Origin of the sequence: Catenuloplanes sp. NPDC051500 (assembly GCF_044454585.1) — a bacterium.
Classification (GTDB): domain Bacteria; phylum Actinomycetota; class Actinomycetes; order Mycobacteriales; family Micromonosporaceae; genus Catenuloplanes.
Genome location: NZ_JBITDX010000018.1, coordinates 60,705 through 85,688, shown reverse-complemented (window position 1 = coordinate 85,688; position 24,984 = coordinate 60,705). Strand labels below are relative to the sequence as shown.

Below are 24,984 nucleotides of genomic sequence, written 5' to 3'. Positions count from 1 at the left end.
GGGCCGCCGTCGCACTTGCCCCACCCCCCCAGCTTCCCCATCCGGGCTTAATATCGTGGGGTTTTGGGGGCCCTTTTCACGGCTTCGCAATGGCCCACCAAAACCGCAAGGATCTTCGCATCCGGCGCGCAGGCGGCCGGTGACCAGCATCGCCGGGTCACGGGAGGCCGCCACCACGTCCGGCAGCGGCAACCGCGCGGCGAGCGACCGCAGCGCGTCAAGCATCCGCACCTGGAAGCAGATCCGCAGCGCGGGCGGCTCGGCCCAGGCGAACTTCACCACGAACCGGCCGTCGACCACGGCGGTGGCCGCACCACTCGGGTTCGGCGGCCGGATCGAGTGCGCGTGGCTCGATCGTGTCGCAGGCCGGTTCCGGGGCCACCGCGCGCAGCACTGCCCGTAACGCGTCCACGGTCGGCTCGTCCAGCCAGGTCAACGGCATGGGACCAGCATGAACGAGCGACGACGGAGGGCGGTGCGGCAGCGGTTTAGGATCGCGGGATGGACCGAGGGGGCGGGGCGGGGCTACCGGAGGCTGCCGAGGTGGCGGCGTGTCTGCGGGTGCTGGCCGCACTGCGGGCGGATCCGGCCGAACCGGCGCTTGCGGAGGTGCGGGCGGCCGTCGATCTCGCGTACCGGGCCGGGAAGAAGCAGCGGAAGACCGCGCGGCACACGGAGCAGCGCGCGCACGACCGGGCGCTGCTGGCCACGGCCACCCGATATCGGGACGAGAACCCGTCGCCCGGGCGCGAACAGGCAGAGCACGATCAACAGCAGCACGATCAAGAGCAGCACGATCAAGAGCAGGGGCAGCGGCGGTTGTACGGCGGCCGCCGCTGCTACGTCTGCAAACAGCGCTACCGCGACGTCGACACCGAGTATCACCAGCTCTGCCCGGACTGTGCGGCGGAGAACCTGGAGCGGCGGCACGCGCGCTGCGACCTCGGCGGGCGCCGCGTGCTGATCACGGGCGGGCGGATCAAGATCGGGTTCCACATCGCGTTGAAGGCGTTGCGGGACGGCGCGGAGGTGCTCGTGACCACGCGGTTCCCGGTGGACGCAGCGCGGCGGTTCGCCGCGGTACCGGACGCGGAACGCTGGCTCGACCGGCTCTGGATCCACCGGGCCGACTTCCTCGACCTGCCCGGCGTGATCGCGCTCGTGGACGCGGTGGGGGAGCGGTGGGGCACGCTCGACATCCTGATCAACAACGCGGCACAGACGATCCGGCGCCCCGCCGACTACCACCGCGAGGTCCGGGCGGCGGAGACCCGGGCGCTGACCGGCCCGGCGCGCGCGATCCACCTGACCGGCATGACTCCCGCCGTGATCCGGCAGGCCGACGCGGTGCACGATGCGGGCAGCCGGGCCGGCGAGTCCGCAGACACGACATCTCCGTTCGGGACGCGGCAGGGGGAATCGGGCGCTCACCTCGTACCGCCGCATGAATTTTTTCCGGTTGGTCTCAAGGATGAGAGCGGCGAGCCGCTGGATCTGCGGGGCGTCAACAGTTGGGTGCTGGGCGTGGTCGACGTGAGCCCGGCGGAGTGGCTGGAAACGCATGTGATCAATGCGTTCGTGCCGTTCCTGCTGACCGGCCGCCTCAAACCCCTGATGGTCAAGAGCGCGCATCCTGACCGGTACGTCGTGCAGGTCTCCGCGATGGAGGGCGTTTTCACGCGTTTCCACAAGACGCCCCGGCACCCGCACACGAACATGGCCAAGGCGGGCCTGAACATGCTGACCCGCACGGTCGCGGCCGAGTTCGCGGCGGACGGCATCCATATGTGCAGTGTGGACACTGGCTGGATCACCGACGAGCGACCGCATCCGGGCAAGAGCGCACAGCGCGAGGCAGGCTTCCGGCCGCCGCTGGATGTGATCGACGGCGCGGCCCGCGTCTACGATCCGATCGTGCGCGGTATGCGTGGTGAGCCCGTGCACGGCGTGTTCCTCAAGGACTACCGGGAGGCGCAGTGGTGACCCCGGTGATCATGCCCGGCCTCCCGGAGCGGACACCACACCGGTGCGCGACGTCATGCGCGCGGCCGAGGCCGCACCGACCTCAACCGGCTGCATGAGGCTGCCCGGTAACCCGCTTGCCCGGTGCGGGAGGATCACCGGGCCGAATTCGATCATCTGATGGGGGAATGACGTGCCGCGCGAGCAGATGTCCTCGTGGCGGGAGGCGCGCCGCTATGCCGTACCCCCGGCAATGGTTCGGGAAGCGACAGCCCGCAGGGAAGCAGGCGACGTCGCGGGAGCCTGCGCCGCCGCCCGGACGGATCTGCTCGTCAACCTCGCGCAGGTGCGCCGCACCCGGGGCGCGGAGATCGCGGACCGGCTCGCCGGTGACCTGCGGCACCTCGCGCCGGACCTGGTCCGCTGGCACGCACCGCGCGAGGAGGGCGGCGGGCCGGGCGCGTTGGCACCGCGGCGGTGGATCACGCTTGCCCGGTACGGCGATGACGCGCTGCAGGTCCACACGCCCCGGCTTGCGGACGGTCCGCAGCGGCTCCAGCTGCGCTTCGGGCGTCACGCCCCGCACATGCAGGCCGACCGCTGGGACCGCAGCCGGCACCTGTGGGACGCGCGCGCGGCCGGCGACCTGTTCGCGCGGCTCGGCGGCGTGCACCGGCTGCCGTTCCACGCGCCGGACGGCCGGCTGCTCGACGCGGGCGAGCTGCCGGTGGCGCAGCCGGGCGATCCGGTCGCGCTTGCCGAGTGGACGACCCTGCTGATCGATCGCGGCGACGAGCGGGCGGCCTGGGCAGCGGTCGGCATCCCGGCGGAGGAACGGGTCCCGCGCCTCTTCGGCACCGTGTCGGTGACCGCGCTTCGCGCCACGCTCGACAGGGAGTTCGCCACCCGCCCGCTTCCGGACGGGCCGGTCGCGCTTGTGGCGCCACGCTTGCACGCCGAGCCGACGGTGATCCATCACACGGGCGGGGAGTTCTCCGCCCGGTACCGCAGCGGCGACGAGCTGCGGTTCGCGGTCGAGCTGCCGCAGTCGGCGTTCCAGCGCTCTGCGGACCTGGAGCTGCTGCGCCTCGCGCTGATCACACCCAAGCAACTGCATCCGCTGGTACGGGACGCGCTCTTCCCCGGCCTCGGCGGCGACTACCGCCCCGAGCATCGCCCGACGCCGCCGCAGACCCGGGTCCGCTGCCGTGCCGGCTGGCATCTGATCGGCTGGCGGGACGGCCGCATCGACACGCTCGGGCACCCGCCCGCGGAGAATGCCCGTGAGCAGGCGATGCTCGCGCTCGGCGGTGCCGTTCCGGGCTGCTTCACGATCGAGCGGAACTGGCGTGCCGGCCGCCCGCGCAGCCTGCCCCGGGACTTCCAGTCCTGGCGGCGGCACGCGCTCTCCGTGGTGTTGCACGGCGACGACAGCGAACTGGTCCGGCTGCTCGACGCCGGTGTCGACCCGATCGGCATCGACCACCGTGACGGCCGTGGCCTCCTGCACATGCTTGCCCACCTGGATCGTCCCGACCTGATCGGCAGGCTTGTCGCGGCCGGTCTGGACCCGCATGCCCGGGACGTGGCCGGCCGTACCCCGCTCGCCTCCGTGCTCTGGAACGGCGGCTCCGCCGCGCTGGTCCGTGCGCTGCTTGACGCCGGTGCCTCAGCCCGCACGGTCGACAGCACCGGCGCGACGCCGCTGCACCTGCTCCACAGCACCGACGCGGTAGTCATCCTGCCCTGGCTGCTCAGCGCGGGCCTGGACCTGGAACAGACAGACAAGTACGGGCGGACGCCGATGCTGGCGCTGCTCGCCGAGAGCGCGCCCGCGGAGCCGATCCGGGCGCTTGCCGACGCGGGCGCGAACCTGCACGCCGTCACGCCCCGGCGCCGCACCGACGTACCCTCGCTGATCGCCGAACGAGGCCGCGTCGACCTGGACTTCCTGCTCACGGCACACCTGGAGGCATCATCGTGACCAACCCGCTCGCCCGTGCGGACGCGCTCGTCGCGGCCGTCAGCCGGACCCGCACCGAGCCCGGCGCCAGCGCGCAGGCCGAGGCGCTCGGGCTCGCCGTGTCGGCGAACCTGCCGGTCCTGCTCTGGGGCGAGCCCGGCATCGGCAAGTCGGCCACGCTGGGCCAGCTCGCGGCCGGGCTGGGGCTGCCGCTGGAGACCGTGATCGCCAGCATCCACGAACCGAGCGACTTCGCCGGACTGCCGATCGTCGGCGACGACCCGGCCACCCAGGGCGTGCCGATGGCGCCACCGGACTGGGCGGTGCGTACCACTGCGGCCGGCAGCGGGCTGCTCTTCTTCGACGAGCTCTCCTCCGCGCCGCCGGCCGTGCAGGCCGCGCTGCTGCGTGTGGTGCTGGAACGCCGGGTCGGCAGCCTGCGCCTGCCCGAGTCGGTGCGGATCGTCGCGGCCGCGAACCCGCCGGGCAGCGCCGCGGACGGCTGGCACCTGAGCCCGCCGCTCGCCAACCGGTTCGTCCATCTGCAGTGGACACACGACCCGCGGGTGGTCGCCCGCGGCCTCTCCGGGACCTGGCCCGCGGTGACCGTGCCGACCGTTAACGAGCATCGGATCCCGGCCTCGCTCGCCCGCGCCCGGGGCATCGTGGCCGGGTTCCTCGCCGCGCGCCCCGGCCTGGCCCACCACCTGCCGGCCGACGCCGCCTCCCGCGGTGGCGCCTGGCCGTCGCCGCGCACCTGGGAGATGGCGCTGCGGCTGCTGGCGTTCGGCTACGCCTGCGACGCCGGCCGGGAGGCGATCGGCATGGCGCTTACCGGCGCGATCGGTGACGGCCCCGGCATCGAGCTGCTCACCTTCGCGGAGGAGCTGGACCTGCCGGACCCGGACCGGGTGCTCGCCCGCCCGGACACGTTCGCGCTGCCGGACCGCGGCGACCGGCAACTCGCGTTCCTCACCGCTGTCGTCGCGGCCGTGCAGGCCACGCCGACCCGCGAACGGTGGGAGGCGTGCTGGGTGGTGCTCGCGAAAGCGGCCGACGCCGGGGTGCCGGACGTGGCCGCGCGCGCCGCCGCGGACCTGGCGGCCATGCGCGAAATCGACTGGATGGTCCCGGCGCAGCTGGACTCGTTCGTGGAAGTGCTTACCCTGTCCGGGGTTCTGGGCCGATGACCAGGCCTGACCCGGCCGCGCCGGCGCGGCCGGCGCGGCCGGCGCTTGACCGTGCCAAGCTGCTGGCGGCGCGGTTCCGGGCCGCCAGCGACCGGCCGTACCTGGCGTCCGCGCTCTACACGCTCGTGGTGGTGCCGACCGCCCAGGTGCCGACGATGGGCGTCGACAAGCTGTGGCGTTGCTACGTCAACCCCGGCTTCGTCGACGCGACGCCGGTGCCGGAACTGGCCGGCGTCTGGATCCACGAGGTCTCCCACCTGCTGCGCGACCACCACGGACGCGCGGCCAGGCTGCCCGCGACGATGCAGGCAGACCATGCGCGGGTCAACCTCGCCCAGGACTGCGAGATCAACGACGACCTGGCCGACGACGGCATCCCGCTGCCCGAGGCGCACATCCGGCCCCGGACGTTCGGCCTGCCGAACGGCAGACTGTTCGAGCAGTACCTGCCGGACATCCCGCCGTCCACACCGTGCATGCGGTGCGGTTCCGGCGCGTACGGCGGCATCGAGCCGTGGGACCTCCCGCCCGGCGGGTCCGGCGTCGGCGACACCGAGGCGCAGGCGATCCGGCGGCAGACCGCGGAGGCGATGCGGGCCCACGCGCGCGGCCGCGGCACGCTACCCGGCGGCTGGCGGCGCTGGGCCGAGGAGATCCTCGAACCGACTGTCGACTGGCGTCAGGTGCTCACCGGCGCGGTACGGTCCGCGATCGCCTGGGCGTCCGGCGCGGTCGACTACACGTACCGCCGCCCGTCCCGCCGCTCCGCCGCCCAGCGCGGCGTCGTGCTTCCCCGCCTGCGCCGCCCGATGCCCGGCGTCGCGATCGTCGTCGACACGTCCGGCTCCATGTCCGACGACGACCTGGCCGCCGCGATGGCCGAGATCAGCGGCGTGCTGCGCCAGGTCGGCGTCGGCGGCAACCGCATCGCGGTCCTGGCCTGCGACGCCGCGGTCGCCACCACCCGCCGCATCGCCCACGTCGAGGAGCTCGAACTGGCCGGCGGCGGTGGCACCGACATGCGCGTCGGCATCGAGGCCGCCATGGCGCTGCCCGTGCCGCCCGACGTCGTCATCGTTCTCACCGACGGCGAAACGCCCTGGCCCGCCACGCCACCCCGGGCTCGCGTGATCGCCGCGCTGATCGGCTCCCGCGCCGCGCCCCCACCCGACTGGATCACGGTGGTCACCGTCGGCGAGTGACCGGCGGCTGTGGCCGCAACGGCATCAGGCCGGGATGCGCGGGCGTCGCGCCGCTGTGCGCCCGAATCGCATCACGGCCTGGAGTGCCGGTCAGCGGCCGCGGCGCGTGCGGTGACGGCTGGCGAGCCAGGTGACGGTCACCCAGGCGGTCGCGATGATCAGCAGGTTGACGTTGACGGCGGGATGCCAGCGGACCCGGCCGTCGCGGATGCTGTAGGCGCCGATCGGGACCGCGCCCAGGCCGAAACCGGCGCCGTCGCCCTCCTCGTCACCCTTCCGGTCGCCATCGAGCCCGCGCCGCCCGCTGCCCGCGCCGAGCCCGCCGCCGATCAGCGCGGCCGGAATGAGGGTGACGCCGTCGCGCTCGACCGGCTCGCCGAAGACCCGCCGTACCGTCATGGTGTCCCGTGCTGTCGTCACGATCTCGCTGATCTTCATCGGCCCGCCCCACCTCGGAAAATACTGACATCTATATCGCGGGGTACGGCGAGCGCGCAACGACGACAGGCGCGATCGGTCCGGCTGTGTATCCGCGTCCTGCCTCGGTCTGTGCGGGTCCCCGTGTGCGGCCTCGGTCCTCGGCTCGTGCCCTTCGGCCCCGCGGTGCCCGTGGCCCTCGGGCTTCGGCCCCCGGTGCTGTCAGCCCGGCGATGCGCTCGGCGCGCGGCGCTCGCGCGATCAGTCCAGTGATGCGCTCGCGGCCCGGAGTTCGGCGAGTGCGGCGAGTGCGTAGGGGGCGAGCCCGTCATCGTTGGCGCCCCGGCCTTCGGCCCACTCGGCGTACCCCCGTTTGAAGGCAAGTGATCCCAGTTCGCTGGCGAGTGCCGCGATCGGGTCAGGCACGCCGCGGGCGACGAGTGCGGTGGTCATGGCGGCGGTCAGCCCGACGCTCTTGAGCGCGTCCCGCGCCTGGAGTTCCGCGCTCGAGGCGATGGCGGCCTTGAGGCGCGGGGCGAATTCGCGGTTGACCGGGCCCATGATGCTCGACGCGCGTTCCAGCCCGGCCGCGACCGCTTCGAGCGGGCTTGCGTTCGCCGGGGCCTCCGCGATGCCCTCGGCCAGCAGCCGGCTCAGCGTCTCCTGGCCGGCGACGAGCAGCTCGCGTTTGTCCGGGAAGTGCCGGAAGAACGTGCTTTTGGTGACGCCGGCGCGCTCGGCGATCTGCGCGACAGTGGTGGCGTCGTAGCCCTGTTCGGAGAACAGATCCACCGCTGCCACGACGAGGCGTTCGCGCGCACCTGCTTCCCACCGAGCCATGCGGCAATCATAGTGACGGGACCTTTGTCCCATCATCGTGGTAGCGTGACGGGACAAGAGTCCCATCACTTCCGGGAGAATTCCATGCACGTTTTCGTCACCGGTGGCACCGGCCTGGTCGGCTCCGCCGTCATCGCCGAGTTGCTGACCAACGGCCACACCGTCCTGGCGCTCGCCCGCTCCGACGCCTCCGCACGCACCGCCGAGCAGGCCGGCGCGGAGACGATCCGCGGCGACCTCGCTGATCTGGACGTCCTGCGCACCGCCGCCGCCCGCGCCGACGGGGTGATCCACCTGGCCTTCAATCACAACTTCAGCACCGCGGAGGCGGTCGGGCTGGCCGTCGCGGAGGAGACCGCAGCGCTCGCGACGCTCGGGGAGGCGCTGGCCGGCAGCGACCGCCCACTCGTCACGGTCGCCGGCACGCCGTACGTGCCGGGCCGCCCCTCCACCGAGTTCGACCCCGCGCCCACCGAGGGCCTGGTCGGCGGCCGGGGGCTCGCGGTCGAGGCGACGCTCGCGCTGGCGTCGCGCGGTGTCCGCAGCTCGGCCGTCCGCCTGCCGCGCACGGTCCACCACCACGGCAACGGCGGTTTCGCAGGCATGCTGACCGGCATCGCCCGCAGCACAGGCGTGTCCGGCTACCCCGGCGACGGCTCCCAGCGCTGGCCCGCCGTGCACGCGCGCGACGCGGCCACGCTGTTCCGGCTCGCATTCGAGAACGCGCCGGCCGGCACCGCCTGGCACGCCGTGGCCGACGAGGGCGTGGCGGTCCTCGACATCGCCACCGTCATCGGCCGCCGCCTCGGCCTGCCGGTCCAGCCGGTGGCCACCGAAAGCTTCGGACCGCTCGGCGCCGTCTTCGCCATCGACCAGCCCGCCTCAAGCACCCACACCCGCGAGACGCTCGACTGGAAGCCGATCCACCCGAGCCTGTTGGAAGACCTGGAGAACATCAAGCCCTGATCCGGGGTACGCCGGCGCGTACCGTGCGGTGGTGACACGGGGTGTGCTGCTCTTCGATGTGGACGAGCGCGGGATGCGCGAACTCGTACCGACCGTGAAGCCTCAGGAATGGTCCTGCCGGGCCAGGAGGGCGATGCGGGCCCAGGCCGGGGACGCCGCGTCTGCGGCCGCGGCCGCGAGGTGGGCGGCGGCCGGGTCGGGTGGGAGTGCGGTCTCCGGCGGCCGGTTGAGGTACCAGCGCCGGGTGCGGGCGGCGATCGCCGGCAGGCGGGGGTCGTCGGGTGACCAGTCGAAGGCGGCGTCGTAGTCGAGGTAGAGCGCGCGGAACTCCGGGTCGCCGAACGCGGCCAGCTTCTCGCCGGCCCACGCCGCGGCCTGGTCGGGGGCGACGGACTGGAGCAGGATCCACAGGTCGCGTTCCAGCCGGATGCTGCGGTCGCCGACCCCGGCGTCCCGAAGCTGTCGCAGGTACTCGGCCACGTCGGGGGTGACGAACAGCCGATCGCCGTCGCTGAGGTGGGCGATGCGCTGCCGGGTACGGCGGATCTCCTCGGCCTGGGTCCGCAACCGCCTGTCGATCTCGGCGATCGCGGCGGCGAACTCGGCGGGGCCGGCGGCCAGCAGCTCCTTGACCCGGGCGAGCGGCACGCCGGCCCGCGCCAAGGTACGGATCTTGACGAGCAGCACCGCATGGTCGGCGTCGTAGCGGCGGTAACCGGACGAGTCGCGCGGCGGTTCGGGAAGCAGGCCGCGGTCGTGGTATAGAGCAGCCGCCCCGCGACGATCATGCCGTCGTTCGAGTAACTGACCTGCTCTCCCGGCGCGAACAGCTCCCCGCACTCGCGCCGCAGCCGGGCCACATAGATCTCCAGCGCGTCCCGCCCGGCCTCATCCGGGAAGAACAGGTCCGCGTCGATCCCGCTTGTGTGGTTGAGCAGGTGCCGCACCCGCAGCTCAGGCCGGAACCCCGGCAGATGATCCGCGACCGGCGTCTCCAGACCGAGCACCCCGCGCTCCACCTGCCGTATCACGAGCGTCGTCGTCATGATCTTCGTGACCGACCCGAACAGGAACCCGGTGTCCGCCCGCATCGGCGCTCCCGTCGCCACGTTCGCCACCCCGTGCGCGACGACCGCCTGCGCACCCGCCCGCCAGACTCCCGCGACGATCCCCGGCACCCCGCTGACCTCACAGAACGCCGCGGCCCGTGCACTGACATACGTCATCTCATCCATGCCCTGAATCCTCGGCCCCTGCCCCAGGGGCAAGGTCAACCCCCAATTCACCATCCCCCTCCGGTACGCCCCGCCCGCCGAACGACCCGCAGCATGTCCTCGGCGTGGCCGATCGGATTCATGTCGACAACCGCCTGTTCGCCCGATTGGCGGTAGCTGACAGTGTGCAACCACCCCGGGGATTGTGAAGGTGGCGGCAGCCGAGCCGGGATGGGGGAGAGCAGGGATAATCGGTGGGAAGAGCGCAAGCGGACGAATGATTGGAAGGACTTGTCTTGAGCGGTGGACTAGCAGCCCTGCTGGACGATATTGCGGTGCTGGCCCGGGCGGCGGCCGCGTCCATCGATGACGTCGGTGTGGCCGCGGCGAAGGCCGGGTCGAAGGCGGCGGGTGTCGTCATCGACGATGCCGCGGTGACGCCGCAGTACGTGCGTGGCCTGGCCGCGGATCGAGAACTCCCGATCGTCAAGCGCATCGCCATCGGCTCGCTGCGCAACAAGTTCCTCATCATCCTGCCGGTGATCCTGCTGCTCAGCCAGTTCGTACCCTGGCTGCTCACGCCGATTTTGATGCTCGGCGGCGCCTATCTCTGTTACGAGGGCGCGGAGAAGGTGTGGGCGAAGGTCTCCGGCCACGGCGCGCACGGCGACGGCGAGGAGAAGCTCAAGGATGAGAAGACGCTCATCTCGGGCGCGGTGCGGACCGACCTGATCCTGTCCGCGGAGATCATGGTCATCTCGCTGAACGAGGTCGCCGAGCAGTCGTTCTGGTCGCGCCTGGCGATCCTGTGCGTGGTGGCGCTGGTGATGACGATCGCGGTGTACGGCGCGGTCGGCATCATCGTGAAGATGGACGACGTCGGCCTGCGCCTGTCCGAGCAGTCCGCGTCAGGCGTCGTTGCGTTCGGCCGGGGCCTGGTCAAGGCGATGCCGATCGTGCTCACCGCGCTCACCGTGATCGGCACCGCGGCGATGCTCTGGGTCGGTGGCCACATCCTGCTCGTCGGCACTGACGAGCTCGGCTGGCACGCGCTCTACGGCTTCGTCCACCACGTCGAGGTGGCCGCGCACGACGCCACCGGCCCGCTCGGCGGTCTCGTCGGCTGGCTTGTCAACACGATCTTCAGCGCCATCCTCGGCCTGATCGTCGGCGCCCTGCTCGTCGTGATCATCACGCTCGCGTTCCACCGGAACAAGGGCGAGGCCGCCCACGCCACGGACCACGCGCCCACCACCGAGGCCGCGCCGCCGGCCGAGGCGAGGGCCACGACGCCGGCCACGACGCCGGCCGAGGCGAAGGCCACGACGCCGGCCGAGACGAAGACGGCGGCCGAGGTCGCGCCCGACACCCCGCGCGCGACCGAGCACTGACCCCACGAAGAAGCCGCCCCGCCGTGACAACGGTGGGGCGGCTTTCTCACGTCCGAGGCCAAGGCTTCAGGGGTACGCCTCAGGCGCGCACGACAAGCGTCTTGGCCACCATGTCGCCGACGCGCCGGCGACGGTCGTTGGAAAGCACGACGACGAACCCGACCAGGTAGCCGAAGAAGCCGTCAACGATGCGCAGCAGCGTGCGAAGGATCGCCTGGCCCCAGCTCGGCGCGTTCCCGGTGGCCTCGTCGACGATGCGGATGCCGGTGAGCATCTTCCCGGCGGTCCGGCCGGCCAGGGCCTCCATGACCACGTAGTAGGCGATCGCGAAGACGCCGTAGAGCGCCGTCCCGGTCGGCGACATCGCTGCCATTGAGCTGGTTCCCGCGGTGCTCGCCGCGGTCTCGGTCTCGACGCCGAACGCCATCAGGAATCCGGCGCCGACCGCAGTCAGCAGAATGCCGTCGAGGATATTGGCGACGACGCGCCGCCCGGTCACGTGGACATCGCCCGACGTGCCCTTCTGCGTGACGGTCTCCGACGGGTACGCGAGGTTGCTCATGGGATCCCCTAACCGACAAACAACTGTGACGCGGCTCCTCCTACCCACCACTCAGTCCATTTAAGACGAGATCGACGCGGAAAAATGGCGCACCTGGACGTCGTACCGATGCGTGATGTTGATCTTCGGGTGGGCTTGGTGTTCATCTGGTGTCGGCTGTGCACGGCGGACTGCGGACGCTTGGCATTTCCCGCGAAAGGGAACATCGCATGCTCGGGTGGAGGACCTCACGCCGGTGGGCGCCGCCGCGGTCGCGGCCACCGTTCTGGCGCCACTGGCCGGCGCCCCGGCCATGGTGCAGGCGAAGCCGTCGCGCCGGCGCGCTCACCTTCACCTGGCCGGCCACCGCGCCAGGTACGCCTGACAACTGGTTCCCGCACGGCCAGCGCATCGACCTGACCAACCGCTCAGCGGGCGCGGTGTCGTTCCTCGGCCTGGCCACGAACGGCCTGTCCGCCGGGAGCGCCCGGGTCGTCTACACCGATGGCAGCACGCAGACTGTGCCGCTTGTCTTCGGCGACTGGGCCGGAACCGCCCCGGCCGGCAGCCGCGCGCGGCGAGCTGGTACATCATGGCGCGGCCCTTCCGGCGCTTGTGCCCGCTCCGGAACCCGCCGCCGTGGAAGAACACCAGCACCGCCTCGCCGCATCACCCCTCCGCGATGCCGACCACCGCCTTCAGGAGGGCGACGGTGCGGAATTCCCCACAATGACGTCGATAGTAAGGTTGTGGGGAAATCCCCACAACGCGCTGGCTGGTACGATTGTGGGGATATCCACACAGCGGGGAGGTGTCGATGGCGGGGCAGGTAACAGTGCGGTCCGGTTCCGATTTCGGACTGGCGATCGCGGAAGCTCGCACCGTGCGTGGCCTCACCCAGGCCGCATCCGCCGAACTGGCGCACGTCGAGCGCACCTACCTGGCGCGCATCGAGGCAGGTGCCACGACCCTGATGCTTGACCGCATCCTCAAGGTGCTACGTCGCCTCGGCGCGGAAGTGATCGTCGTGCTCCCCGAGGAGGACCGTGGCTCGCGTTCGTGAACTGGGAGTCTGGCTGGATGGGCAGCGCGTCGCAACGTTGCGCTCACCCAAGGTCGGGCGGGTGACGTGTGAGTACACCGCAGAGGTCGTAGATGGACAGGGAAAGGGAAAACCGCTGCTGTCCTGCTCGCTGCCCCTTCGCAGCGGTAGGCATGATGCGTGGCCGTTCGTCACCGGGCTGCTGCCGGAAGGGCAGCACCGTAGCGCCATGGCTGGTCTGGCGAGGGTGAGCACCATCGACCTCCTCGGCATGCTGCACCGCTTCGGCCGGGACGTGGCTGGAGCATTGATCATCGCGGCCGATCAGCCAGTCGCTCGCGATGCCACCGCGATTCCATATGGTGACGGTGAGCTCGAAATCGCTCTGAGTGAGCTCGGAAGTCACCCGTTGGGTCTCTACGACGATTCCGAACTGTCGCTGGCCGGCCTTCAAGACAAGATTCTCTTGGTGCGGACACCGGACGGAAGCTGGGCCCGTCCCGTGCACGGCTACCCGTCGACCCACATCCTCAAAGTCGATGACCGATTCCACACCGGCTTGGTCGGTGCCGAGCACGCATGTCTCAGTCTCGCTCGCGCTGCCGGCCTTTCCGCTTCTCGAAGCGAGATTATTCAGGTCGGTGATGCGCAGTGCATCGTGGTGGAGCGGTTCGACCGAGCCGCAACTGGGCCGGGCGAGGCCGCGGTCCGGTTGCATCAGGAGGACACCTGTCAGGCCCTCGGCATCGACCCCGACCATGGCCACGGCCGGGGCAAGTACGAGGCGCACGGCGGTCCGACGTTTCGGCAGATCGCGGGCCTGCTCGACCTGTGGTCTGCGGACTCGCATGCGGAACGGCTGCGTTTGCTCGATCGTGCGACATTCACCGTGGCGATCGGCGACGCGGACGCGCACGGAAAGAACCTCGCCTTTCTGCACCCGAGGCCCGGCGAGATCACACTCGCGCCGCTCTATGACACAGTGCCCACCATGGCGTGGCCGCGACTACGAGTGGAGGCGGCCATGAGCATCGGTGGCGTCACCCGGTTGCCCGACGTCGACCGCGAAGCGCTGATCCGCGAGGGCATCTCGTGGGAGCTGTCCCGGCCGGTCGTCGCCGCCCGCATAGATGACCTCCTGGATCGTTTACATGCGGCGCTGAAGAGCGATGACGGGACCGTGTCCGCGATGGGCATGGTCAAGTCTCGCGTGGAGCTATTGTCGGGGCGCTCCTGACCATCGCCTGCCCGGCGACCGTTCGGCCGCCGGGCAGGCGCGATCTCAGACGAGCCGACGGAATGCGCTGCCGTGGAAGACCAGCGGTGGCACGTCCGGCCGATGCTCGACGTGCTTAACCGTGAGCACGGCGATCTGGTGGTCACCCGCGGGAAGCTCCTCCTCCAGTGCGCAGTCGAACCAGGCTGCCGCGCCGCCGATCCGGATCGCCCCGGAGTCGGTGGCGTGCCAGTCCACGTCCGCGAACCGGTCGGACGGGCCGGACAGCTGCCGGCTCAACCCGTCGTGGTGCGCGGCGAGCACGCTCACACCGATTCCGGCCGACCGGCGCAGGACCGGCCACGTCCGGGACGTGAGCTGGATCGAGACGGCGATCAGTGGTGGGGCGAGCGAGACCGAGATGAACGAGCTGACGGCCATGCCCTCCGGCTCGCGGTCGACCAGGGCGGACAGCGCCGTGACGCCGCTCGGGAAGCGGGCGAAGGCCGCGCGTAAGGCCGAGGCGTCCATCAGACCGGCAGGTATTCGGCGAGGTTCGGCCAGGCGCCGGTCACCTCGTAGGCGCCGATGAACGCCAGCTTCGCGTCGAGGGAGTCGTGCGAGGCGAACGTGCGGGCGTTGCGCCAGAACCGGTCGAAGCGGTACCGGTTGGCGGTGCCGCGGGCGCCGGTCAGTTCGTGGACCTGCGCGGTCGCCCGCAATCCGGCGTTCGTGCTGGCGACCTTGGACCGGAAGCCGCGCACGCCGACCTCCAGCGGGTCCGCGACGCCGGCTTCGATCTCGGTGGCGACCGCGAGCAGCAGTGCCCGCCCGGCCGCCAGGTCGCTTGACATCTCGCCGAGCCGCCGGTGGATCAGTGGATCCTCCTGGGCTGAGGCGAAGGCGGGCATGCTTGACCGCTTGACCGTCCGCAGGTAGCCGACCGCCGCGTCCAGCGCACCCTCACCGAGTCCTTGCAGCAGCGCGCCGTGGGTCAGCAGTACCGCGCTCAGCAGGTACGGGTCGACCGCGATCGGGCTGAGGTGCCAGCCGTCCGGCACGAACACGTCCCGGTAGACGATTGTCTGGCTGTCGGTGCCGCGCTGACCCATGTTGTCCCAGTCGTGCGCGAGCGTCAGGCCGGGGTCGTCGAGCCGGACGAGCGCCTGGTACGGCGCACCGTCGAGCAGGAGCCGTACGTGCAGCAGGTCGCGCCCGCCGCCTCCGCTGTTGGAGTTGAACGCCTTGGTGCCGTTGACGATGATGCCGCCGTCGACCCGGCGCGCGGTGACCGGCCCGCGGCCGCCGGCCTCGGACGCGGAGGAGACAAGGCGCCGGCCCTCGTGCAGGAGTTCGCCGGCCAGCTGTTTCCTTGTCGCCACCGGCAGGTCGGAGAGGAAGAGTTGGCGGGAGACAAGTGCGTTCGCGCTCCAGCACTGGCCGGTGGAGCCGTCGGCCGCGGACAGCTCCACGATGGACTCGACGACTGCGCGCAGGCTGCCCCACGGGCCGCCGTCCCAGTCCCCGCCGAACTCGACCGGCACGTTCAGCCGGTTCAGCCCGGCCTCGCCGATCAGCCGCATGTTGTCCGCGACGTCGGTCCCGTCGGCGTCGGCGCGGACACCGTTCGCGGACAGCCGGGCATGCAGGTCAGGCGTGATCATGTGTTCTCCAGGGACTCGCTGATGTTCGATGAGCGGCGCGCCGTGGAGAACGCTAACCCGCCTGCTCAGGTCGTGGACTGAAGTGATGAACGGAGGCCGTGCGGTGCATCGGTAAGCGCGGGGAGTGGGCCGGTGCGCGCGGAGAACGACTGCAGCAGGTACTCGGCGAGCCGCCGGGCCGCGGCCGGTGACGTCGCCGCGAGGCTGTCGCCGGCCTGCATCAGCAGCGCCAGGTCGTTCGTCTCGAAGTCGGCGCGCAACGACCCGGCCTCCTTGGCGCGGCGGGTCAGTTCGCGGATGTTCCGGACCGCCGGGGAGTCCGCGGGGAACGTCGTGATCTGCAGGTCGCCCGGCCGGGCCTGCGGGTCGAACACCCGGTTTACCATGCCGCGCAGCCCGTGCCACGGGTCCGGGTCGGCAAGCGCCGCCTCGGTGAGTCCGGTGCACAGGTCGGCCTGCCGCTCGAACGCGGCCTCGATCAGCGCCTCGCGGGTCGGGAAGTGCCGGGTGAGGGTGGCCGTGCCGACGCCGGCCCGCCTGGCGACCGCGCGAAGCGTCACGTCCGTGCCCCTGGTCGCGAACAGCGTGCGGGCTGCGTCGAGGATCTGGTCACGGTTCCGGGCCGCGTCGACTCGCATCCGGCAACGGTACGCGGGCGTCCTCCATCCGTGGAGGACGCCCGGCAGCCTCACACCGAGGCGAGCGCCTCCTTGACCGCGTTGCCACCCGGGCGTCCTCGCGGGCCTTGCGGCGCCGGCGCAGCCACCCGGCCAGCACGATCAGGGCGATCAACCCCACGATCACGAGCAGGAGCAGCCACGATACGGCCCAGGCCGTCTCCGTACCCTCGATGGCGGGAAGGGTTGATCGTGAGCCGGATGGGTCGACGATCAGCGGCGTCAGCGTGACAGTGCCGGTGAGCAGCACGGCGGCGGGCACGTCCGCGACCGGCACACTGACCTGCCACGTCTCGCCCGGCAGCAGCTCCGGCGGGGCCTGAATGTCGCCCGCGTCCGCGCGGAACCAGCCGAACGGCCCGGCCACCGATGCGGCTTGGATGGGGGAGAGCGTGGTGTTGCCGGTGTTGTGGATCGTGTAGGTGGCGGTGGCAGCGCCTGTGAACGGTTTGAGCGAGCCGTCGTAGGAGAGTCCGAAGTCCTCGATCGCCAGTGACGGCGCCAGCTCGCCGCCGACCCGCAGCTTGATCTTGATGCCGAGCCGGCGTTCCACGGTGACCTGCTGCGCCTGGTCGGCGCGGTGAGCGATGTGACGATGCCGCCCACGTAGTCGCCGGGCGTGGCGTTCGCCGGCACGGTTACGGCGAACGGCACGTCAACTGTCGTGCCAGGCGCGACCGTGACGGCGCCGGAGCCGGCGGCCGTCCACGCTCCGATCGCGGTCTGCGGCACGTCCTTGTTGCGCAGGTCGAGCGCGCCCTCGCCGGTGGTGAAGCCGTCCGAGGCGTACACGGTAAGGGAGACCGGCTTCGTGCCACGGTTCGCGACCGCCATCGCGTCCTCTACCGTGCCGCCCGGGTTGACGGCGTAGCTGAAGCTGGACCGGTCCGCGCCGAGGCTGTTCGAGGCGGTGCGCACCGTCCAGGTCACGTCGCCCTCCTCGGCCAGGGCGGGCGTGGCCCACAGGCCGGACGAGAACCCACCGGCAACGTCACCTCGGTCGACTGGACCGGCGCCTCCTTTCGCGGCACCGGCCTCGACGCCGCTTCCCCCTTCGACCCGGCCTCCTTCACCCCTGGCCGCTGCGCCGCCGCCGTCCGCGCCGGCGTAGCCGCAGTCCTCCACGACCTCACCGGCATCGTTCTCTGGCTGGACCGCTTCTGACGAGGCAACTCGTTTGACGTAATAATTGCGTCATTCTATCGTTGGGGGATGTTGTTTTCGACGCCGGCGCTTACTCCAGCCGACCAGGTAGTTCTGGCCGACATTGAACGGATGCGGAACAGGCTCCGCTACCAGGTGCAGGCCCATCCTGGTAAATGGACGGCCGGGCTGCGCAAGTTTCTTACGGCCGACGCCGTCGCCGCGTCGAACTCGATCGAGGGATTCCGCGTCAGCACGCAAGACGTGCAGGACCTGATGGACGGCGAACGCGACGTCGATGTCTCCGACGAGAACCGCGAGGAGACGCTCGCCTACCAGCGGATGATGACCTACGTGCAGTCGCTGCACGACGCCGCCGATTTCGAGTACAGCAAAGGCCTGCTCAACGCGCTTCACTGGATGCTGCAGGGTCACCGTCACACCGCGCGTAAGGTGGCCGGGCAATGGCGCACCGGCCCGGTGTACGTGACTGATCCGGAGAACCCGCGGGTCGCCGCCTACACCGCTCCCGAGGCGGCCGAGGTCCCAGGACTGATAGCTGAGCTGGTCGCCTGGCTCAACGCTTCCGACGATGCGCACCCGCTGATTCGCGCGGCCATGGCACACCTGCATCTCGTGTCCATCCACCCATGGCCGGACGGCAACGGCCGGATGTCCCGATCGCTACAGACGCTCATGATCGCCCGCGAGGGAGTCCTGGCGCCCGAGTTCTCGTCCATCGAAGCGTGGCTCGGCCGACGGCTCCACACCTGGGAGTACTACCAGCAGCTCAAGCGCACCGGTGCCACCTATGAGCCGGACCGGGACGTCTCTGACTGGATCAGGTTCAACCTGACCGCCTATCACGAGCAGGCGCAGGCGGTTCAGCTTCAGCTGGACCAGTCCGCCGCCGTCTGGGAGCTTCTCGAGGCGTTCGTCAGCGAAGCCGGTCTTGACGAACGGGTCATCACCGCGCTGCACGACGTCGCCATGGTCGGCCGGGTTCGTCGCGCACGCTACGAGCAGGCGGACAACCTCACCCTCCAGCAGGCCCAAAGAGATTTGAAGGCGCTTGCGGCCGCCGGTCTGCTCGTGCCGGTCGGCCGCACCCGGGCCCGTTACTACACCGAGGGCCCGAACTTCCCCGAACCCGCGCTGGAACGGGCCCGCACGCCGTTCACCCTGACCTCGCCGTACCCCGTTCGGTAGCGCGCGATCTCCGGATGGCGGGGGTGGGTATTGACACCCGCCGCTGGCCGGACTTGGCTTTCCGCGCCTCGCCTATCCGTCCGTGCGGCCGTCGGCGAGCGTGCTCGACCTGCGGTACGACTCGGCGACGTTCCAGGAGGTCTATCAGCGGGCCGGCATCTACGACGCGAGCGATCCCGACCTGACGGCGTTCCGTGCCGCGGGTGGGAAGCTCCTGCTCTGGCACGGCTGGGCGGACCAGGCGATCTCGCCGTACGGGACGATCGCCTACTACGACGCCCTGACCGCACGCATGGGCGGGACGGAGGCCACGCGCCGGTTCGCCCGCCTGTTCATGCTGCCGGGCGTCGCCCACTGCGGTGCCGGTCAGGGGCCGGACGCGATCGACGCGCTCACTCCCACGCTCGCCTGGGTGGAGAACGGCGTCGCACCCGGCCGGCTCGTCGCCGCGATGCGCCAGGACGACGCCGTGGTGCGGACCCGGCCGGTCTACCCGTACCCGGCCGTCGCACGCTACGACGGCAGCGGCAGCACCGACGACGCGGGGAACTTCGCACCGGCACCACCGCCGGTGAGGCACCGGGACGACATTCCGTGGCTGGGGTCGTTCCGCTCCGGCTACGAGCAGGCCTGCGGCTGGCGGGAGGGCGTCTGGACCTGTGCCCCGGCGGGACCGCCGGACTGAGGTGGTGCCGGGCCGCGGCGGGACGTGGTGCCGCCGCGGCCGGGCGGATCGGTCAGTAGCGGGCGCGGCGGCGGGACGAGCGGCTCGACGAACCCAGGGTGCGCCAGGCCAGGAAGCCGCCGCCGATCACGATGACGGCGATCATGGCGATGATCAGGCCGCGGTTCGTCTGGATCGACTGGGTGTCGGCGACGTTGTTGAGCGCCTGGCTGTTGGCGGCCTTGGAGGGGGCGGCCGACGGGTTCGGCGCGGTCGGCAGCGCCTCGAAGTCGACGATGTCGCTCGACTCGAGCAACGTCATGTGCGTGGCGACGAACTGGTTGGCCTGCTGGGCGAGCAGCCGTACCGTGTCGTTGCGGGTGCTGGCCCGGATCGTGGCGATCGCCGGGAAGATCTTGCCGTGGGCCGCGCGGAGCCGGTCGATGTAGATCTGGTCGAACTCCTCGCCCTCCGCGTCCGCCATCTCGTCGAGCCAGCCCTGCTGATCCTTGTTCGGATCGTTCGGCAGCTTGATCTCGAGCTTCTTGGCGGCCGCGCGGGCGAGTTTGTCCAGCTCACCGTGCTGCGCGGCGATCTCCTTGCCGATCTTCTGGATCTTCGGGTTCTCGGACTTCTCCTGGGCCATCTCACCGGCCGGGATCTCCCACAGCCCGGCCAGGCGCACCTTGACCACCAGGTCGATGTCGGCGTCGGTGAGGTCCCCGGTGGCCGTGTCCGGGATCAGGTCTCCGGGCGGCACCGGCACAGTGGGCGCGGCCGCCTGTGCCACAGCCGACTGCATGAGCACCAGGCCGGCCGACACGATCAACGGGCCCCACACACGCCGCCACCACAACACGGGATCCTCCTCGGCACACCGACACACTCTGGTGGCATGGAGTACGCAGCTGATCCGTCAACGGATCATTTCGCTGTAAAGAAAAATAGAGTCTTAAGGCCCTGATTCCGGGACCGAGGTCCTGAGCGGCCGATCGTTTCGATCCGCCCGCGCTACCGGGGGTGGCCGGCCGCCTCGAGACCGTGCCGGACGGGCATGGCCGTCAGCGGAACGGGTGCGCCGGCGCGGAGGACGCCGGCGCACCCGTGGAGAGCGGATCAGCCGCGGACGACGAGCGTCTTCGCGGCCATGTCGCCGAGGCGCCGGCGGCGGTCGTTGTTGACGACGATGATCAGGGCGAGCAGGTAGCCGAAGAAGCCGTCGATGATCCGCAGCAGCGTGCGGACCAGCCCGGAGAGCAGGCCGGGCGTGCTGCCGGTGGCCTCGTCGATGACGCGGATGCCGGTGGCCATCTTGCCGAGGGTACGGCCGAGCAGGCCCTCCATCAGCACGTAGTAGAGCAGCGCCATGACGAACAGCACCCAGCTGCCGCCGGAGGCGAGGGAGGTCAGGTCCATGCCGTCGCGGTCCGGGTTCAGGCCGAGGACTGCGGAGAAGACGCTGCCGAGCACGCCCAGCACGAGGCCGTCGATGAGGGTGGCGACGACACGGCGGCCGGTGACTTTGACGTCGTGATTCACGAGGGGTTTCCTTCCGAAGCGGATCTCGGTGCACCATACCCAGCCGGCGCACGGAGAACGCCCGGCCGATCAGACCGGGCGTTCTCCAGGGCAAACCGAGATCAGCGCAGCGGTACGCGCGCCCAGTCCGTGTCCGAGGCCAGGTGGAAGCCCGGGTACGACGGCTGGTTGTAGGTGGTCTGCTGCCGTGCCACCTCGACCCGGTACTGCGGGTCCTGCATCAGCGTGTATAGCTTGTGGCGCGTCACCTCGGTGCTCAGGTGAATCCGGATCGCGGAGCTGTCCACGGTCCGGACCAGCAGCTCCTCCCTCCAGTCGCCGAAGACGTCCGCGATCAGGCCGGCGGTGCCCTTGGTGCCGTTGTTGGCGCGGGTGCCGTCCGCGGTGAGCAGCGTGCCCCGGTTCCAGTCGTCGATCGTCGGCGTCGCCTCGCCGGAGCCGTTGAGGATCTGCGTGGTCAGATCGCCGGACCAGCGGATGCTCTGGTTCGTGCCCGGAATCGCACCCGGTGTGACCTGCCCCTGCGCGGTGTAGAGGCCGAGGGAGTCGGTGCCGCCGGGCAGGCTGGCCCACGCCTCCAGGCCGGGGGAGGCGGGGAGCACGTCGCCGACCATGCCGCGCCCGGTGTCACGGCCGGAGTAGACGCCGAACAGCACCTCGCCGGTCTTCGCGTCGCGCATCGCCATGCCGTACGGCGCGGACGTCGCACCCTCGTGCACCGTGAAGATCTCCAGGCCGGGGCGGGCCGGGTCGATGTCGGTGACGTGCATGGCGTCGCCGTGGCCGAGCCGCGCGACTGTGGTGCCGTCGGGCAGCGTGTCGAACGAGGAGTAGAGCAGGTCACCGTCGTCGTCGATCGTCGCGGAGCCGTAGACGATCTCCTGCCTGCCGTCGGCGTCCACGTCCGCCGCGGACAGTGAGTGGAAGCCCTGCGTGGTGAGCGTGGCGTAGGCCGGGTTCGTCCCGTCCCGGCCGTGCGGCGAGTCGTTGAACGGGTTCGTCATCGGCGTCCAGCCGCTGTCGACGTACCAGTCCTCGATCAGCTTCCGCCCGTCCCACCGGTACGCCACGAGCGTGGTGCGCGTGTAGTAGCCGCGCGCGAATACCGCGGACGGTCGCCTGCCGTCCAGGTAGGCGACGCCGGACAGGAACCGGTCGACGCGGTTTCCCGGCTCGATCCGGGCCATCGCGTAGTCGCCCCACATCAGCCCGTCGTCGTGGCGCCCCGGCTTGTAGGGCACTGTCTGCAGCTCCCGCCCGCTGGCCCCGTCGAACACGGTCAGGTATTCCGGCCCGTCGACGATGAAACCCTCGAACGCGCGCAGGTTGTTGCGGGTGCTGCGCGCCGGCGCGTACACATCCATGAAGTAGTCGACAAGCTCAGAAGCATCAGAGCGGCTCAGCGGGTACGTGTACGCGGGCGCGATCCCGAACGCCGCCTCAAGCGTGGCCGGCCAGCGTCCGGCGACCACCTCCGGGTGCGTGGACCAGCCGGTGAACACGTCCACCAGGTGCCGGTGATAGTCCGCCGCGCTCATCCGGTAGTCGTCCGTGTTCGTGTATCCGGCGCGCACGTCCGCCTTGGGGAGCGTCACGTAGCGGGTGGACAGCTCGCGCCCGTCCCTGCCGTACCGGGTGATCCGCGTACCCGGCGCGGTCTTGAACATCATCTCCGACCGGCCGTCACCGTCGAAGTCGTAGACCAGGAACTGCGTGTAGTGCGCGCCGGCCCGGACGTTGACGCCCAGGTCGATGCGGTGCAGCAGGGTGCCGTCCAGCTCGTAGGTGTCGATGTAGACGTTGCCGGTGTAGCCGGGCTGCGACACGTCCTTGGAGTTCGACGGATCCCACTTGACCACGTACTCGTACTGCCCGTCGCCGTCCACGTCGCCGACGCTCATGTCGTTCGCCGAGTAGGTGTAGGTCTCACCGGCCGGCGTCACCCCGTCCGCCGGCTTGCGCAGCGGCAGGTCGAGGTGCCCGGACGCCCAGGCGGTCACTGTCGCGCTGCGGTCCTTCTCCCGGCCCCGGACCACTGCCGCGACCCGGTATCTCGCGGTTGCGCCGCCGGCCGCGTCGACGTAGTTGGTGCTGTCCGTGACGGTGGCGATCTTCCGGTTGTCCCGGTAGACCGCGAAGTCGACGCCGGTCAGCCCGGTCGCGGAATGGCCGGTGGCCTCGTCCTTGAGCAGCCGCCAGCTGAGGAAGACCCCGTTGCCGGTGGAGGCGGCGACGAGGCCCCGGTCGAGCTGTTCGAGCGCCGGGCCGTGTCTACCGGTGGCGGTGGCCGGCAGCGCCGGGATCAGGACGGCGGCGGCGCATATGACGGCCAATAGGTGTCTATGGCGGGGTCTCATCAGGTCTCCTCGTTCACGAAGGGGCCGGGCGGTTGATGAAACGATTTAATTGCGTGAAGGCTATGAATGCCTTACCTGCTTGTCAAGGTTTCGTCCTCGTTTCCCGCAGGTCGATCCGACCAGGTGGGGGCGGCGTCGGCGTCTCACGTGGAAGGTGGTGAAGGTGCCGGAATCCGCGCCCTGGCAACCGTCCGGGGACCCAGGCGTCCACGGGGGACGACTCCGTGCGGCGCCCGCCGGACGGTGCGGCGGTCCATAATGCGTGGCACTTTCCGCTCGCCGGGGCCAGGATGCGCTCGTGGATGCCTACCTGCACACCGAACGCCTCACCCTGCGCCACTTCACCGCCGGCGACGCGGACCTGTTGATCGAGCTGGACGGCGATCCGGCGGTCATGCGCTATCTGACCGGCGGCGAGCCGACCCCTGCGGAAGACGTCCGCGAACGCACCCTCCCGAACATCCTCCGCGGCTATGACAGGTGGGGCGGCGACTTCGGGCTGTTCGCGGCGTACGACAAGCGCGACGCCTTCGTCGGCTGGTTCATCCTGCGGCCCGAGCAGGACGGCCCGCTGGACGAGGTCGAGCTCGGCTACCGACTGCGCCGGGCGGAGTGGGGCAAGGGATACGCCACCGAGGGCTCCAGGGCCCTGCTCGGCAAGGCGTTCACCGACCTCGGTGTCCGCGAGGTCTGGGCGGAGACGATGTCGGTCAACACCGGTTCCCGGCGGGTGATGGAGAAGATCGGCATGACGGTGACGGACAACCTGGACACGCCGGCGGACATGCTGATGGTCGAGGGCGCCGAGCACGGCGGCGTGCGCTGCGCGATCACCGCCGACGAGTGGGGACGGCACCAGCCCCTGTCCTGAGTCGCCCGGCGGCACGAGATCGCCGCACGGCACGCCGAGGTCCGGCTGGCCCACCCGCTGCTGGGCGTCGGCCCCGCCGCCGGCCGGTCACCGCGCACAGACGCCCCGACCGTCGGCGTTTCCCGGCGGGCGACGCGGCCGCCGCGCGCCGCCCGGCGTGCTCGAGGCCGCCTGTCGCACACCGTCGGCGTCTCCCGGCAGGGATGCGGTCGCCGCCGCGCGCGGCACCGGCGTGCTCGAGGGCGCCTGCCCGGTCATCGCCGGGCGGGCAGGCCGGCGTGGATCGAGACCGCGACCACGAACGGCCAGATGGCCTGCGCGGCGGCGGCCGCCCGTTCGGCGAGGCCGAGAGGGCCGCCGGCCTGGAGGGTCACGCCGAACCAGGTGACCAGGGCGAGCAGGATCGCACCGGCGGCGATCGAGATCGGCGGCCGGAGCGCGGGCCGGGCGCCGGCGCCGAGCAGTGGCCAGACCGCCAGTGCGAGGAACGCGACGGTGGCTGCCGCGGTGTGCGCGGCGGATCCGCCCTGTGCGGGGAGCGGGAAGACGGCGACGCCGATCGTCGCGACGCCGCCGAGCGCGATCAGCAGCCGTCCGGCGCGGGCCGCCTCGGTGAGGCCGTAGGCGGTGATCAGGTGCGCCAGGCCGGTGCCGGCCAGGGCGACGGTCATGATCGCGCGGTCCGGCGTGCCGATCGCGGCCAGGTCGCTGATCGCGTCGTGCAACGGGTCGAAGGCGGGCGGCTGACGGGACTCGGCGAGCAGCCAGCCCCCGATCAGCAGCACCGGGGCGGCTGCGGAGGAGAACAGTGCGGGGGCGCGCATGAGAATCCCTCTCGTAGTTCCGCAGCGATGACCGTACCGCTGCCGGATTTATGGAATTATTGGCCATTAAAGTCGTTTTGAGGGAGGGAAGA

25 protein-coding genes and 2 pseudogenes are annotated in these 24,984 nt (G+C 71.0%); 13 read left to right on the top strand and 14 right to left on the bottom strand.

Annotated features, from left to right (window positions below):
- Positions 1-139 precede the first annotated feature (139 nt).
- From ACIA8K_RS30100 to ACIA8K_RS30080, 5 genes are all read left to right on the top strand, one after another.
- Positions 140-403 carry a hypothetical protein gene (locus ACIA8K_RS30100; RefSeq protein ID WP_396065276.1) on the top strand — a complete coding sequence of 88 codons (264 nt, stop codon included), beginning with the start codon at positions 140-142 and terminating at the stop codon, positions 401-403.
- 98 nt (positions 404-501) lie between these two features.
- Complete coding sequence (locus ACIA8K_RS30095; protein WP_396065275.1) at positions 502-1,983, top strand: SDR family NAD(P)-dependent oxidoreductase; 1,482 nt, start codon at positions 502-504, stop codon at positions 1,981-1,983.
- A gap of 172 nt (positions 1,984-2,155) precedes the next feature.
- Positions 2,156-3,946, top strand: coding sequence for an ankyrin repeat domain-containing protein (locus tag ACIA8K_RS30090; protein ID WP_396065273.1), 1,791 nt, complete (start codon positions 2,156-2,158; stop codon positions 3,944-3,946).
- The gene (locus tag ACIA8K_RS30085; protein WP_396065442.1) at positions 3,940-5,115 is read left to right on the top strand and encodes an AAA family ATPase; all 1,176 of its coding nucleotides are present in this window, start codon (positions 3,940-3,942) and stop codon (positions 5,113-5,115) included. Before ACIA8K_RS30090 ends, ACIA8K_RS30085 begins: the two co-directional genes overlap by 7 nt.
- The gene (locus ACIA8K_RS30080) at positions 5,112-6,317 is read left to right on the top strand and encodes a VWA-like domain-containing protein (RefSeq protein ID WP_396065271.1); all 1,206 of its coding nucleotides are present in this window, start codon (positions 5,112-5,114) and stop codon (positions 6,315-6,317) included. The genes ACIA8K_RS30085 and ACIA8K_RS30080 overlap by 4 nt, the downstream gene beginning before the upstream one ends.
- Positions 6,318-6,407: 90 nt before the next feature.
- On the opposite strand, the gene ACIA8K_RS30075 is transcribed toward ACIA8K_RS30080, so the two are convergent.
- Entirely contained in the window at positions 6,408-6,755 is a 348-nt protein-coding gene (locus tag ACIA8K_RS30075) for a hypothetical protein (RefSeq protein ID WP_396065269.1), read from the bottom strand.
- Between the two features lie 240 nt (positions 6,756-6,995).
- Positions 6,996-7,574 (bottom strand): TetR/AcrR family transcriptional regulator, encoded by a 579-nt coding sequence (locus ACIA8K_RS30070; protein WP_396065267.1) that lies wholly within the window; start codon positions 7,572-7,574, stop codon positions 6,996-6,998.
- A gap of 84 nt (positions 7,575-7,658) precedes the next feature.
- Here ACIA8K_RS30070 and ACIA8K_RS30065 point away from each other — a divergent pair, with 84 nt between their 5' ends.
- A complete protein-coding gene (locus ACIA8K_RS30065; RefSeq protein WP_396065265.1) occupies positions 7,659-8,540 on the top strand; it encodes an SDR family oxidoreductase in 882 nt (293 codons plus the stop codon).
- 102 nt (positions 8,541-8,642) lie between these two features.
- Here the strand turns inward: ACIA8K_RS30065 and ACIA8K_RS30060 are convergent, their stop codons facing one another.
- Both ACIA8K_RS30060 and ACIA8K_RS30055 read right to left on the bottom strand, forming a co-directional pair.
- Positions 8,643-9,380 (bottom strand): MerR family transcriptional regulator, encoded by a 738-nt coding sequence (locus ACIA8K_RS30060; protein WP_396065263.1) that lies wholly within the window; start codon positions 9,378-9,380, stop codon positions 8,643-8,645.
- A pseudogene (locus ACIA8K_RS30055) lies at positions 9,353-9,766 on the bottom strand (serine hydrolase domain-containing protein); the annotation flags it as partial. The gene ACIA8K_RS30060 and the pseudogene ACIA8K_RS30055, both read right to left, overlap by 28 nt.
- 284 nt (positions 9,767-10,050) lie before the next feature.
- Between ACIA8K_RS30055 and ACIA8K_RS30050 the strand changes: the two are divergent.
- Positions 10,051-11,145 carry a DUF808 domain-containing protein gene (locus ACIA8K_RS30050; RefSeq protein ID WP_396065261.1) on the top strand — a complete coding sequence of 365 codons (1,095 nt, stop codon included), beginning with the start codon at positions 10,051-10,053 and terminating at the stop codon, positions 11,143-11,145.
- A gap of 79 nt (positions 11,146-11,224) precedes the next feature.
- On the opposite strand, the gene ACIA8K_RS30045 is transcribed toward ACIA8K_RS30050, so the two are convergent.
- Positions 11,225-11,707, bottom strand: a complete 483-nt coding sequence (locus ACIA8K_RS30045) for an RDD family protein (RefSeq protein ID WP_396065259.1) — start codon at positions 11,705-11,707, stop codon at positions 11,225-11,227.
- A 217-nt stretch (positions 11,708-11,924) separates the two neighbouring features.
- Between ACIA8K_RS30045 and ACIA8K_RS30040 the strand changes: the two genes are divergently transcribed.
- The 3 genes from ACIA8K_RS30040 to ACIA8K_RS30030 all read left to right on the top strand — a co-directional run bounded on the left by ACIA8K_RS30040 (position 11,925) and on the right by ACIA8K_RS30030 (position 13,965).
- Positions 11,925-12,071 carry a hypothetical protein gene (locus ACIA8K_RS30040; protein ID WP_396065257.1) on the top strand — a complete coding sequence of 49 codons (147 nt, stop codon included), beginning with the start codon at positions 11,925-11,927 and terminating at the stop codon, positions 12,069-12,071.
- A gap of 432 nt (positions 12,072-12,503) precedes the next feature.
- Positions 12,504-12,749 carry a helix-turn-helix transcriptional regulator gene (locus ACIA8K_RS30035; RefSeq protein WP_396065255.1) on the top strand — a complete coding sequence of 82 codons (246 nt, stop codon included), beginning with the start codon at positions 12,504-12,506 and terminating at the stop codon, positions 12,747-12,749.
- Positions 12,733-13,965 (top strand): HipA domain-containing protein, encoded by a 1,233-nt coding sequence (locus tag ACIA8K_RS30030; protein WP_396065253.1) that lies wholly within the window; start codon positions 12,733-12,735, stop codon positions 13,963-13,965. The genes ACIA8K_RS30035 and ACIA8K_RS30030 overlap by 17 nt, the downstream gene beginning before the upstream one ends.
- A 45-nt stretch (positions 13,966-14,010) precedes the next feature.
- Here ACIA8K_RS30030 and ACIA8K_RS30025 read toward each other — a convergent pair whose 3' ends face one another.
- The 5 genes and pseudogenes from ACIA8K_RS30025 to ACIA8K_RS30005 form a co-directional block, all read right to left on the bottom strand.
- On the bottom strand, positions 14,011-14,475 hold the full coding sequence (locus ACIA8K_RS30025; protein ID WP_396065251.1) for a flavin reductase family protein: 465 nt from the start codon (positions 14,473-14,475) through the stop codon (positions 14,011-14,013).
- Positions 14,475-15,608: an acyl-CoA dehydrogenase family protein gene (locus tag ACIA8K_RS30020; RefSeq protein WP_396065249.1), complete on the bottom strand. Its 1,134-nt coding sequence runs from the start codon at positions 15,606-15,608 to the stop codon at positions 14,475-14,477. Before ACIA8K_RS30020 ends, ACIA8K_RS30025 begins: the two co-directional genes overlap by 1 nt.
- 65 nt (positions 15,609-15,673) lie before the next feature.
- Entirely contained in the window at positions 15,674-16,246 is a 573-nt protein-coding gene (locus ACIA8K_RS30015; protein ID WP_396065247.1) for a TetR/AcrR family transcriptional regulator, read from the bottom strand.
- Positions 16,218-16,838, bottom strand: a complete 621-nt coding sequence (locus tag ACIA8K_RS30010; RefSeq protein WP_396065448.1) for a hypothetical protein — start codon at positions 16,836-16,838, stop codon at positions 16,218-16,220. Before ACIA8K_RS30010 ends, ACIA8K_RS30015 begins: the two co-directional genes overlap by 29 nt.
- Before the next feature lie 98 nt (positions 16,839-16,936).
- Positions 16,937-17,203, bottom strand: a pseudogene (locus ACIA8K_RS30005) (DUF916 domain-containing protein); the annotation flags it as partial.
- 294 nt (positions 17,204-17,497) lie between these two features.
- Between ACIA8K_RS30005 and ACIA8K_RS30000 the strand changes: the two are divergent.
- On the top strand, positions 17,498-18,637 hold the full coding sequence (locus tag ACIA8K_RS30000) for a Fic family protein (protein WP_396065245.1): 1,140 nt from the start codon (positions 17,498-17,500) through the stop codon (positions 18,635-18,637).
- 82 nt (positions 18,638-18,719) lie between these two features.
- The gene (locus ACIA8K_RS29995) at positions 18,720-19,322 is read left to right on the top strand and encodes a tannase/feruloyl esterase family alpha/beta hydrolase (protein ID WP_396065243.1); all 603 of its coding nucleotides are present in this window, start codon (positions 18,720-18,722) and stop codon (positions 19,320-19,322) included.
- 52 nt (positions 19,323-19,374) lie between these two features.
- Here ACIA8K_RS29995 and ACIA8K_RS29990 read toward each other — a convergent pair whose 3' ends face one another.
- The 3 genes from ACIA8K_RS29990 to ACIA8K_RS29980 form a co-directional block, all read right to left on the bottom strand.
- Positions 19,375-20,160 carry a DUF4142 domain-containing protein gene (locus ACIA8K_RS29990; protein WP_396065241.1) on the bottom strand — a complete coding sequence of 262 codons (786 nt, stop codon included), beginning with the start codon at positions 20,158-20,160 and terminating at the stop codon, positions 19,375-19,377.
- A gap of 257 nt (positions 20,161-20,417) precedes the next feature.
- The gene (locus ACIA8K_RS29985) at positions 20,418-20,840 is read right to left on the bottom strand and encodes an RDD family protein (RefSeq protein ID WP_396065239.1); all 423 of its coding nucleotides are present in this window, start codon (positions 20,838-20,840) and stop codon (positions 20,418-20,420) included.
- 101 nt (positions 20,841-20,941) lie between these two features.
- Positions 20,942-23,197, bottom strand: a complete 2,256-nt coding sequence (locus ACIA8K_RS29980; protein WP_396065237.1) for a rhamnogalacturonan lyase — start codon at positions 23,195-23,197, stop codon at positions 20,942-20,944.
- Positions 23,198-23,495: 298 nt separating this feature from the next.
- Between ACIA8K_RS29980 and ACIA8K_RS29975 the strand changes: the two genes are divergently transcribed.
- Positions 23,496-24,068 carry a GNAT family N-acetyltransferase gene (locus ACIA8K_RS29975; protein ID WP_396065235.1) on the top strand — a complete coding sequence of 191 codons (573 nt, stop codon included), beginning with the start codon at positions 23,496-23,498 and terminating at the stop codon, positions 24,066-24,068.
- A gap of 254 nt (positions 24,069-24,322) precedes the next feature.
- On the opposite strand, the gene ACIA8K_RS29970 is transcribed toward ACIA8K_RS29975, so the two are convergent.
- On the bottom strand, positions 24,323-24,892 hold the full coding sequence (locus ACIA8K_RS29970) for a DUF998 domain-containing protein (protein WP_396065233.1): 570 nt from the start codon (positions 24,890-24,892) through the stop codon (positions 24,323-24,325).
- Between the last annotated feature and the right edge of the window lie 92 nt (positions 24,893-24,984).